At 71.1% G+C, this 11483-nt stretch carries 6 protein-coding genes; all 6 read right to left on the bottom strand.

Features of this window, described 5'->3' with window-relative positions:
* Nucleotides 1-104: 104 nt before the first annotated feature.
* The gene (locus tag I6A60_RS09990) at nucleotides 105-1301 is read right to left on the bottom strand and encodes a cytochrome P450 (RefSeq protein WP_203019358.1); all 1197 of its coding nucleotides are present in this window, start codon (nucleotides 1299-1301) and stop codon (nucleotides 105-107) included.
* Between the two features lie 479 nt (nucleotides 1302-1780).
* Nucleotides 1781-2539, bottom strand: a complete 759-nt coding sequence (locus I6A60_RS09985) for a nucleoside monophosphate kinase (RefSeq protein ID WP_307873611.1) — start codon at nucleotides 2537-2539, stop codon at nucleotides 1781-1783.
* A 455-nt stretch (nucleotides 2540-2994) separates the two neighbouring features.
* Nucleotides 2995-4437 carry a glutamate synthase subunit beta gene (locus I6A60_RS09980; RefSeq protein WP_203019347.1) on the bottom strand — a complete coding sequence of 481 codons (1443 nt, stop codon included), beginning with the start codon at nucleotides 4435-4437 and terminating at the stop codon, nucleotides 2995-2997.
* A 27-nt stretch (nucleotides 4438-4464) separates the two neighbouring features.
* The gene (gene gltB, locus I6A60_RS09975) at nucleotides 4465-9024 is read right to left on the bottom strand and encodes a glutamate synthase large subunit (protein WP_203019345.1); all 4560 of its coding nucleotides are present in this window, start codon (nucleotides 9022-9024) and stop codon (nucleotides 4465-4467) included.
* A 411-nt stretch (nucleotides 9025-9435) separates the two neighbouring features.
* Nucleotides 9436-10149 carry a VIT1/CCC1 transporter family protein gene (locus I6A60_RS09970; RefSeq protein WP_203019364.1) on the bottom strand — a complete coding sequence of 238 codons (714 nt, stop codon included), beginning with the start codon at nucleotides 10147-10149 and terminating at the stop codon, nucleotides 9436-9438.
* A 208-nt stretch (nucleotides 10150-10357) separates the two neighbouring features.
* Nucleotides 10358-11374 (bottom strand): prolipoprotein diacylglyceryl transferase, encoded by a 1017-nt coding sequence (gene lgt / locus I6A60_RS09965; RefSeq protein WP_203019341.1) that lies wholly within the window; start codon nucleotides 11372-11374, stop codon nucleotides 10358-10360.
* Between the last annotated feature and the right edge of the window lie 109 nt (nucleotides 11375-11483).

The raw sequence follows: 11483 nt of genomic DNA, 5'->3' as shown, positions 1-11483 counted from the left end.
GGGCGCGCCGCCCCGCGGGCGCCCCGGGCCCCGGGGGCCCCCGGGGTCCCGAACCAGCTAGCTCAAACCAGGTAGCTCAAGCCACGTAACTCAAACCAGGTAGCTCAGACCGCGATGGCGGCGCCCCTGGTGGCGAACGGGAGGTTGGCGGCGCCTCGGACGTTGGACGAGACCTTCATGACCGCGCGGGTCGGGTCGGCCACGAAGTCCGGGAAGCGTCGGAGGACCTCCTCCAGGGCGACCCTGACCTCCAGCCGGGCCAGGTGGGCACCGAGGCAGCGGTGGATGCCGAAGCCGAAGAACACCGTCGACGGCTCGTCCCGGCGGTTCAGGTCGAACACGTCCGGGTTCTCGTAGACCCGCTCGTCACGCAGCGCCGACCCGGTGATCAGCATGACCCGGTCACCGGCCGGGATCGTGACGCCGTGCAGCTCGACGTCCCGTTTCGTGGTCCGGCCCTGGAGCTGCGACGGCGCGTCGAAACGGAGCGTCTCGCCGGCCGCCCGGTCGTAACGGCTCGGATCAGCCAGCAGCAGGCGGCGCTGCTCGGGGAACCGGGTCAACGCCATCAGCCCGTTCGGGATGGCCTTGGCGACCGTCTCGTGGCCGGCCACGCTCAGCTCGATGAACCGGAAGGCGATCTCGTCGTCGTCCATCGCCCGGGTGGCGCCGTCCTCGTCGTCGGCGACCTTGGTCTCGATCAGCAGGCTGATCGGGTCGCCGGTCGGCTTCTTGCGCCGCTCGGCCACCAGCGAGAGGTAGAGGTTGAGCAGCGTCCCCGCGCTCTCGGCGAAGACCTGCTCGTCGTCGGCGCCGTCGCCGCGCATCAGCATCGCGTCGGCGGCCTCGTTGACGGTCGCGCGGTGCTCCTCGGGGATGCCGAGCAGCTCGCTGATCACGTCCAGCGGGAGGGTGACCGAGAACTCGCGGACGATGTCGAACTCGTCGGAGTCGGCGAAACGGTCGAGCAGCTCGCCGGCCCGTCGACGGATGTAGGGCTCCAGGTCCAGCATCCGGCGCGGCGTGAACACCTTGCCGACGATCTTGCGGTGCCACCGGTGCTCCGGCGGATCCCGGAGAATGATCATCGGCGAGCCGGCCTCGGTGCCCTCGATCGTGACACCACCGGCGCTGGAGTACGTGTCCCAGTCGTTGTGGGCCGCCAACACGTCGGCATGCCGGGACAGCGCCCAGAACCTCAGGTCAGGGTTGTGGAAGACGGGCGCCTCGTCCCGCAACGCGCGGTACACCGGGTAAGGGTCGCGATAAGTCGCAGGGTCGTACGGGTTGAACTCGACCATCCGCGCTCCCGAACAGATACCGGGCCACGCGGCTCTACGACACGACGCAAGCCCGGCGGAGAAGGAGACCGCGCACCGCGGCCGCGGTGTCGCGCCAGGGCCCGAACTCGGCCCCAATGAGCATAAAGTATCCAATCTGCGATCCCAGAGCAAGGCCAAGCCCCTCGCGAGCCCCCCAGAAGGCCACCGACCCGGGCGACGAGACCACCCACCGCCCGGCTCCCGGCCCGCGCCTGCCGCAGCTCGCATCGCGGCGAACCCAGCCGCCACGCAGATCCACCGCACCGCGCGGAGCGAAGATCCGTGGGCGCCGCCGAATGCGAAGATCCACCGCCCGCTCCGCCGTCATGATCGCCGTTTGAGCCCTGAGGTGGTCGTGGAAACGCCCGCGCCACGACCACCCAGGGCCAAAACAGCGATCAAGGCCACCCGGGCCCGCCCACCGGTCAGGCTGCCCGGGACAGCCTGACCCCGGTTCGTCAGGTCAGGGAGGTGAGGACTGCCTCGATGCGGGCGGCCACGTCGTCGGGGGTGCCTGAGCCGTCGATGGTGCGCAGGACGCCGGCGCGGGCGTAGTAGGCGCGCAGCGGGGCGGTTCGTTCGGCGAAGACCTTGAGGCGGCGCTTGGCCGTCTCCTCGTTGTCGTCGAGGCGGTCCTCCGTGCTGGAGCGGTGGCTGATCCGGCGCAGCACGGTCGACTCGTCGACGTCGAGGTCGAGGACGACGTCCACGGCGCGGGCCTTGCCGGCGCAGTCGGCCGGGGGCAGCCGAAGCTCCTCCGTCGTCTCGCGGTATGCCTCCAGGGCGTCCCCGAACCGGGCGTCGAACGCCTCGGCCTGGGCGACCGTCCGTGGGAACCCGTCGAGCAGGAAGCCGCGGCACACGTCCGCGGCGACCGGCACCGGGGCGTACGCGCCCGGCCCGGCCAGGGCGGACAGCGGCACGGCCGCGGCGACCGGGGTGCTGGCGGCGAGGGCCGCCACGGGCTCGTGGTCGAGCACGGCAGCGGCGGACGAGCCGAACAGGCGGTCCGCGACCAGGTCGAGCACGAGCTCGTCGGGGACCAGTTCGCCTGAGCGGACGAACTCCTCGGCGCGACGGCCGAGCGGTGAACCAGCGGCGATCTCCGCGTCGAGCAGCCGGCCCGTGGAGATCGCCGGGATGCCGTGGCGGGAGCTGATCCGTGCGGCCTGCGTGCCTTTTCCAGAGCCCGGAGGTCCGAGCAGCACGACTCTCACCGAATGGACGCTACCGCGCACCAATCCCCCACATAGCTGGATGACCTGTAAGAAATATGACCTGACTTCGCGGGAACAACGGCCGGAATCGCCCAGACTCGTGCGCCTAAAGGAGACGGCTAACCCAACTCGTCTCAGGCATCTGGCGGTCCCGCCCAGGGGCACGGCCCAGGTCCGCACCAACGGCGTCCGCCGGCATGGTCGACTGCCTGCCGCGGCCCGCGCAGCCTATCGGTCAGCGTCGTCATACGTCCACCCGGAACTGACGTGGACCCGAGATCAATGCCCCCGGCCGGCGTCGGGCCGAGGTCCACACAGGTCACCCACGCGGCCTGCCGACGATGCACGCCAGTCTGAAAATCCCATTCTCAGATCCGCATAGCGCGCTCCGTAAAAGACCAGTGGCCGGTATGCCGTGTCGGAGGACACGCATACCGGCCACCGGTGGGCTCGTTTTATCGGCGAGTGGGAGTGATCGGCTCCGGGAGGTCGGTCGCGCCGCTGAGGTAGCGGTCGACCGCTGCGGCGGCCGAGCGGCCCTCGGCGATCGCCCAGACGATCAGCGACTGGCCGCGGCCCATGTCGCCGGCGACGAAGACACCGGGGACGGACGACTGCCACCCTGCGTCGCGGGCCACGTTGCCCCTGGCGTCCAGCTCGACGCCGAGGCCCTCGACCAGGCCCTCGCGCTGCGGGCCGACGAAGCCCATCGCCAGCAGTGCCAGCTCGCAGGGCAGCTCCGTCTCGCTGCCCTCGACCTTCTGGAACTTCCCGTCGACCGACTGGACCTCGTACAGGCGCAGCGCGCGCAGCCGGCCCTCCTCGTCGCCGAGGAAGGACTCGGTGGAGACGGCGTAGACCCGCTCGCCGCCCTCCTCGTGCGCCGAGGTCACCCGGTAGAGCATCGGGTAGGTCGGCCACGGGCTCGCCGCTGGCCGCTTCTCCGGCGGGCGCGGCATGATCTCCAGCTGGTGCACGGAGACGGCGCCCTGGCGATGCGAGGTGCCGAGGCAGTCGGCCCCGGTGTCGCCGCCGCCGATGACGACGACGCGCTTGCCCTTGGCGCTGATCTCCGGCTCGGTGAGGTCGCCCTCCTGCACCCGGTTGGCCAGCGGCAGGAACTCCATCGCGAAGTGGACACCGTTGAGCTCCCGGCCCGGCACCGGCAGGTCCCGACCGATCGTGGAGCCACCGGCCAGCACGACCGCGTCGAACGTGGCGCGCAGCTCCTCGACGGAGAGGTCGACGCCGACGTCGCAGGAGGTGACGAACGTGGTCCCCTCGGCCGCCATCTGCTCCAGGCGCCGGTCGAGGACGGCCTTCTCCATCTTGAACTCGGGGATGCCGTAGCGCAGCAGGCCGCCGATCCGGTCGGCCCGCTCGAAGACGGTCACGTCGTGGCCGGCGCGGGTGAGCTGCTGCGCGGCGGCGAGCCCGGCGGGGCCGGAGCCGACGACGGCGACCTTCCGGCCGGTCCGCACCGACGGCGGCACCGGGACGACCCGGCCCTCGGCCAGCGCCCGGTCGATGATCGAGACCTCGATCTGCTTGATGGTCACCGGGTCGTCGGAGATGCCGAGCACGCAGGCGGTCTCGCACGGCGCCGGGCACAACCGCCCGGTGAACTCCGGGAAGTTGTTCGTCGCGTGCAGCCGGTCGATGGCCTCCTGCCACTCGTCCCGGCGGGCGAGGTCGTTCCACTCCGGGATCAGGTTGCCCAGCGGACAGCCGTTGTGGCAGAACGGGATCCCGCAGTCCATGCAACGGGAGGCCTGCGCGGACAGCGAAGGCGCCGGGAAGTCCTGGTAGACCTCCCGCCAGTCCTGGATCCGCACATCCACGGGCCGGCGCGCCGGTAGCTCCCGGTGGTGCCGGAGAAACCCAGTCGGGTCAGCCATTGAGGTCCTTGTCTCTAGACGGCTGGGTCAGGCTCGGGCTGCTGCCATGATCAGTTCGTCGGCGGGGACGCCCTGCTCCTTGGCCTGCGCGATCACGGTCAGTACCCGCTTGTAGTCGCGGGGCATGACCTTGACGAACTTGGCCTGCTCGTCCTCCCAGCTCGCGAGCAGCCCGGCGGCGACCGTGGAGCCGGTCTCGCGCCGGTGGCGGGTCAGCAGGGAGACGAGCTGCGCCCGGTCCTCGGCGTCGAGTGGCTCGATGTCGACCATCTCGCCGTTGATCCGCTCCACGACCGGGTCGTACAGGTAGGCGACGCCGCCGCTCATGCCGGCGGCGAAGTTGCGCCCGATCTGGCCGAGCACGACGACGGTGCCGCCGGTCATGTACTCGCAGCCGTGGTCGCCGACGCCCTCGACGATCGCGGTCGCGCCCGAGTTGCGGACGCAGAAGCGCTCGCCGACGGCACCCCGGAAGTACGCCTCGCCCGCGGTCGCGCCGTAGAGCAGCACGTTGCCGGCGATCGTGTTCTCCTCGGCGCGCAGCGGCGCCTCCTTCGGCGGGAAGACGATGATCCGCCCGCCGGACAGGCCCTTGCCGGTGTAGTCGTTGACGTCGCCCTCAAGGGTGAGGGTGATGCCGCGCGGGACGAACGCGCCGAAGCTCTGACCGGCGGAGCCGGTGAACCGCAGCGAGATCGTGTCGTCGGGCAGACCGACGGCGCCGTAGCGGCGGGTGACCTCGTAGCCGAGCATCGTGCCGACGGTGCGGTTGACGTTGCGGATCGGCATCTCCAGCCACACCGGGCGCCCGTCCTCCAGGGCGCCCTCGCACAGCTGGATCAGCGAGTTGTCCAGCGCCTTGTCGAGGCCGTGGTCCTGGCTCGCGGCGTTGGACAGCGAGCCACCGAACGGCGTCTCCGGGGTGTGCAGCAGCGGGCTGATGTCCAGCCCGGCGGCCTTCCAGTGCTCGACGGCGAAGGTCGCGTCCAGGATGTCGACCCGGCCGACGGCCTCCTTCAGCGTCCGGAAGCCCAGCTGCGCCAGGTACTCCCGGACCTCCTCCGCGATGAAGGTGAAGAAGTTCTCGACGAACTCCGGCTTGCCGGTGAAACGCGCACGCAGCTCCGGGTTCTGGGTGGCGACACCGACCGGGCAGGTGTCGAGGTGGCAGACCCGCATCATCACGCAGCCGGCGACCACCAGCGGCGCCGTCGCGAAGCCGAACTCCTCGGCGCCGAGCAGCGCGCCGATGACGACGTCACGGCCGGTCTTGATCTGGCCGTCGACCTGCACCACGATCCGGTCGCGCAGGCCGTTGAGCAGCAGCGTCTGCTGCGTCTCGGCCAGGCCCAGCTCCCAGGGAGCGCCGGCGTGCTTGAGCGACGTCAGCGGCGACGCCCCCGTGCCGCCGTCATGGCCGGAGATCAGCACCACGTCGGCGTGCGCCTTGGACACGCCGGCCGCGACCGTGCCGACGCCGACCTCGGCGACGAGCTTGACGTGCACCCGCGCCGCCGGGTTGGCGTTCTTCAGGTCGTGGATGAGCTGGGCGAGGTCCTCGATCGAGTAGATGTCGTGGTGCGGCGGCGGCGAGATCAGGCCGACGCCCGGCGTCGAGTGCCGGGTCCGCGCGATCCACGGGTAGACCTTGTGGGCGGGCAGCTGGCCGCCCTCCCCCGGCTTCGCGCCCTGCGCCATCTTGATCTGCAGGTCGTCGGCGTTCACGAGGTACTCGCTGGTCACGCCGAACCGGCCGGACGCCACCTGCTTGACCGCGGAACGACGCAGGTCCCCGTTGGCGTCGGGCACGAAGCGCTCCGCGTCCTCGCCGCCCTCGCCGGTGTTCGACTTGCCGCCGAGCCGGTTCATCGCGATCGCCAGGGTCTCGTGCGCCTCCGCGCTGATCGAGCCGTAGGACATCGCGCCGGTGGCGAACCGCTTGACGATCTCGGAGACCGGCTCCACCTGCTCGATCGGGATCGGCCGGCGCAGGCCGGGGCGCAGCTCGAACAGGCCCCGCAGGGTCGCGTTGCGCTTCGAGAGGTCGTCGACCTTGGCCGTGTACTCCTTGAAGACCTCGTACTGGCGGGTCCGGGTCGCGTGCTGCAGGAGGAAGACCGTCTCCGGGTTGAACAGGTGCACCTCGCCGTCGCGGCGCCACTGGTACTCGCCGCCGGTCTCCAGCGCCCGGTGCGCGAGCTCGGAGGCCACCCGCGGATGGGCCCTGGCGTGGCGGACGGCGACCTCGGCGGCGAGCACGTCGATGCCGACGCCGTCGATCCGGGACGCGGTGCCGGTGAAGTACCGCTCGATCACGTCGGAGCGCAGGCCGATCGCCTCGAACACCTGGGCGCCGGTGTAGCTGGCGATGGTGGAGATGCCCATCTTGGACATCACCTTCAGGACGCCCTTGCCGAACGCCTTGACGATGTTCTTCTCGGCCTGCTCCGGGGTGACGCCCGTGATCTCGCCGCGGCGGATCAGGTCCTCGACCGACTCGAACGCCAGGTACGGGTTGACCGCGGCGGCGCCGAAGCCGTTCAGCAGCGCGACGTGGTGCACCTCGCGGGCGTCGCCGCTCTCGACGATCAGGCCGACCTTGGTCCGGGTCTTCTCCCGGATCAGGTGGTGGTGCACCGCCGCGGTGAGCAGCAGCGACGGGATCGGCGCGAGCCGCGCGTCGGAGTCCCGGTCGGACAGCACGACGATCCGGGCGCCGTCGGCGATGGCCGCGCTGACGCCAGCGCAGATCTCCTCGATCCGGGCCACCAGCGCCGTACCTCCGCCGGCGACCTCGTAGAGGCCACGGACGGTGACGGCCGCGAAGCCGGGCATGTCACCGTCGTCGTTGATGCCGATGATCTTCGCCAGCTCGGTGTTGCTGATCACCGGGTAGGGGATCTCCACGACGCGACACGTCGCCGCGCCGGCGTCGAGCAGGTTGCCCTCCGGGCCGAGGTAGTGGCCCAGGCTGGTGACCAGCTCCTCGCGGATGGCGTCCAGCGGCGGGTTGGTGACCTGCGCGAACAGCTGCTGGAAGTAGTCGAACAGCAGCCGGGGCCGCTCGGAGAGCACCGCGACCGGGGTGTCGGTGCCCATCGAGCCGATCGGCTCCGCGCCCGACCGCGCCATCGGCGCGACAATGACCCGCAGCTCCTCCTCGGTGTAGCCGAAGACCTGCTGACGGCGGGTGACCGACTCGTGGCTGTAGACGACGCGCTCGCGCTCCGGCAGGTCGCTCAGCGCGATGACGCCCGCGTGCAGCCACTCGTCGTACGGCGCGGCGGAGGCCAGCTCAGACTTGATCTCGTCGTCGCTGACGATCCGGCCCTTGGCCGTGTCGATCAGGAACATCCGGCCCGGCTGCAGCCGGCCCTTCTGGATGACCCGGTGCGGCGGGATGTCCAGGACGCCGACCTCGGAGGCCATGACGACCAGACCGTCGTCGGTGACCCAGTACCGCGACGGGCGCAGGCCGTTGCGGTCGAGGACCGCGCCGATCATCGTGCCGTCGGTGAAGGCGATCGACGCCGGACCGTCCCAGGGCTCCATCAGGGTCGCGTGGAACTGGTAGAAGGCGCGGCGCTTCGGGTCCATCTCGGCGTGGTTCTCCCACGCCTCCGGGATCATCATCAGGACGGCGTGCGGCAGGCTGCGGCCGCCCAGGTGCAGGAGCTCCAGCACCTCGTCGAAGCTGGCCGAGTCGCTGGCGCCGTCGGCGCAGATCGGGAAAAGCCGGGCCAGATCGCCGGGAATCAGATCGCTTTCCAGCAGCGCCTCGCGGGCGCGCATCCAGTTCCGGTTGCCGCGGACGGTGTTGATCTCACCGTTGTGCGCGATCAGGCGATAGGGATGCGCCAGCGGCCAGCTCGGGAAGGTGTTCGTCGAGAAGCGGCTGTGCACGAGAGCGATAGCGCTCGCGAACCGTGGGTCGTCCAGGTCCGGGAAATAGGCGGACAGCTGGTGCGTTGTCAGCATTCCCTTGTAGACGATGGTGCGCGCCGACAACGACGGGAAATAGACGCCCGTCTCGCGCTGAATCCGCTTGCGCAGGCAGAACGCCCGGCGCTCCAGCTCGAGCTGGTCGAACGGGGCGTCGTCGTCGATGGGCGCGCCGACCGCCGCACTGACGGCGGTGCCCGGCAGCGTCACGAACAGCTGACGCATCCGGGGCTCGACCTCGCGGGCCGCGTGCCCGACGATGTGGCTGACGACGGGCAGCTCACGCCAGCCGAGAACCCGCAGGCGCTCCTGGCGGGCCAGCCGGCCGATGGTGCGGACGGCCTCGTCGCGGTCGCCCGCCACCTGGGGGAGGAAGCCGATGCCGACGGCGTACCGGCCGGCCGCGGGAAGCGGGAAACCCGCCACGTCACGCAGGAACACGTCCGGGACCTGGACGAGAATGCCCGCGCCGTCACCCGTGTCCGGGTCGCTGCCGGAGGCGCCACGATGGTCAAGGTTGCGCAGTACTGTCAGGCCCTGGTCGACCAGTTCGTGGCTGCGGCGGCCGTGCACGTCGACAACGAAGCCGACACCACAGGCGTCGTGCTCGTACGAGGGGTCGTAGAGACCTTGCTTAGTCGGCATCCGGCGTGTCCTGTCCGTCTTCAGTGCCTGAAGGGTGCGGACGACGCTGTCCGGGAGCGCATCGACGACGACCAGGCGGCACCGGCGCCGCGCACCGGAGCCGTGACCCCAGGACGCCCCGGTTAGCCGGCGCTCGGGCGTTTCGGGAGCCCGGGTGCCGGGCGTCCGGGTCCGCGCGGCCAGAGCCGAGACAGCTGGGACAGGGCGCGGTGAGCCAGCCGCGTCTTGCGCTCCACCGAGTGTGCCATGTCGCCGCCCGATTCGCTGAGATCGTCAGTGTCCGGCAGGTCACATGAATGTGACGGTTGTGTTCCAAGCGGGCGAGCCTTACCTTTGCTAACCTTCTTGTCCGCCGAGGTTAGAGCTGTTCTCACCTCGGAGTTCGGCCCATCGCGGCGCCGGCGCCTCCGGTCAGTTGACCACGCCGCCGACGAGGGCACCGACCAGGTAGGTGGCGGCGGCGGCCAGTGCGCCGAGCACGAGCTGGCGGCCCCCTGACAGCCATGGTGAGCGCCCGGTGAACCGGCTGACGGCCACCCCGACCCCGAACAGCGCGCAGGCGGCCAGCACCGCGCTCGCGAGGAACGTGTAGCCGCCCAGGACCCAGTGCGCGACCAGGTAGGGCAGCACCGGTACCAGCGCACCGAGCGCGAACGCCGTGAACGACGAGAAGGCCGCCAGCACCGCGCTCGGCAGCCGGCCCGGGGTCACCCCGAGCTCCTCCTGGCTGTGCACCGCCAGCGCGACCTCGGGGTTGTCGTGCAGCTGGCCAGCGACGGCCTCGGCCAGCGCCGGGTCGACGCCCTTGCGGGCGTAGGTCGCGGCCAGCTCGGCCCGCTCGTCGAACGGGAACTGCGTCAGCGCCTGCCGCTCGACCTCGATCTCCGCGGCCATCGCCTCGTTCTGCGACCGGACCGAGGTGTACTCCCCGGTCGCCATCGAGAACGCCCCGGCCGCCACCCCGGCGAGGCCGGCCAGCGTCGCCGTCGAGTGGGACGCGTTGCTGCCGGCGAACCCGGACAGCAGTGCGACGTTGCTCACCAGCCCGTCCATCACGCCGAACACCGCCGGGCGCAGCCAGCCACCGGAGACGTCGCGGTGGGCGTCATGGTGGTGCTGGTGCATCCCGGGCCGGTAGGCGGCCTCCGACCGGTTGGACGCCCGGCGAGCACCCCGTCGGCCGGCCTGGCTCCCGTCAGGAGGGATCGCGTCGTCCGGGCGAGCGGCCCGGCTCAGACTCCCGTCCAGCGGGGCCCCGGCAGCCGGGCTCCCGTCACCCGAGCCCCCGTCGGCCGAGCCTCCGTCACCCGGATGTCCGTGGGCCGGGCCTTCGTCAGCCATCGGCGCGGCCAGGCACGGCCGTGTTGTCACCGCCGTCCGTCGCTGGGGACGGGGCCACGGCGGCGGGTGTGTCCGCCGCCGGCCGCCCACTGACGGCGCCGGCGGTGACCGTGGCACCGTCCTGCGCGTCGCCGGCGCCACCCGCCTCGGGGGCAGCGGCGATCTCGGCCGACTCGGTCCCGACGGCAATCTCGTCGGCCGAGCTGACGTCCCGGTCGACGGGCTTGCGGATCAGCAGGTACATCACCACGGCGCCCAGGAAGACCACGATGCTGGTCCAGTCGTTGAGGCGCAGGCCGAGGAAGTGCTCGGCGTCGTCGATCCGCAGCGCCTCGATCAGGCCGCGGCCGACGGTGTACATCAGGATGTAGAGCGCGAGCAGCCGGCCGCGGCCGAGCCTGGCCCGACGGTCGATGACCAGCAGCGTCACGCCGACCGCCACGTCCCAGATCGACTCGTACAGGAACGTCGGGTGGAAGGTCGCGTACTGCTCGTAGCCGATGGGCCGGTGCGCCGGGTCGATCTTCAGGCCCCACGGCAGCGTGGTGGGCCGGCCGAAGAGCTCCTGGTTGAAGTAGTTGCCCCAGCGGCCGATCGCCTGCGCGAAGATCAGGCCAGGCGCGGCGGCGTCGGAGAACAGCAGGAACGGCACGCCGGCCCGGCGGCAGGCGAGCCACACACCGAGCGCGCCGCCCGCGACCGCCCCCCAGATCCCGAGCCCGCCGTTCCACACGTACAGGACGTGGACCAGGTCGCCGTTCTTGCCGAAGTAGGCCTGCGGGCTGGTGAGGACGTGGTAGATCCGGGCACCGATGATGCCGAGCAGCACCGCGCCCACGCCCGCGTCGCTGGCGAAGTTCGGGTCGACGCCGCGGGCCTGCAGCCGGCGGCCGGTCAGCCAGACGGCGACGATGACGCCAATGATGATCATAAAGGCGTAGGCGCGCAGCGGCAGGGGCCCGAGGTGCAGGACACCTCGAGAGGGGCTAGGGATCGCGGCTAGGACCACGGCGCAAGGCTACCTAGCGGGGACCCACTGTCGTCTACCCGTCCTGGAACAAAGGTTGACAACTCCGGCCAGTTTGGACGCCGCCGTGGCCAACCTCGCCCCCGGAGGG

The organism is Frankia sp. AgB1.9 (assembly GCF_016786355.1).
Lineage (GTDB): Bacteria > Actinomycetota > Actinomycetes > Frankiales > Frankiaceae > Pseudofrankia.
Note: the sequence above shows the minus strand (reverse complement) of the source record. Positions and strands in the feature narration are given on the sequence as shown.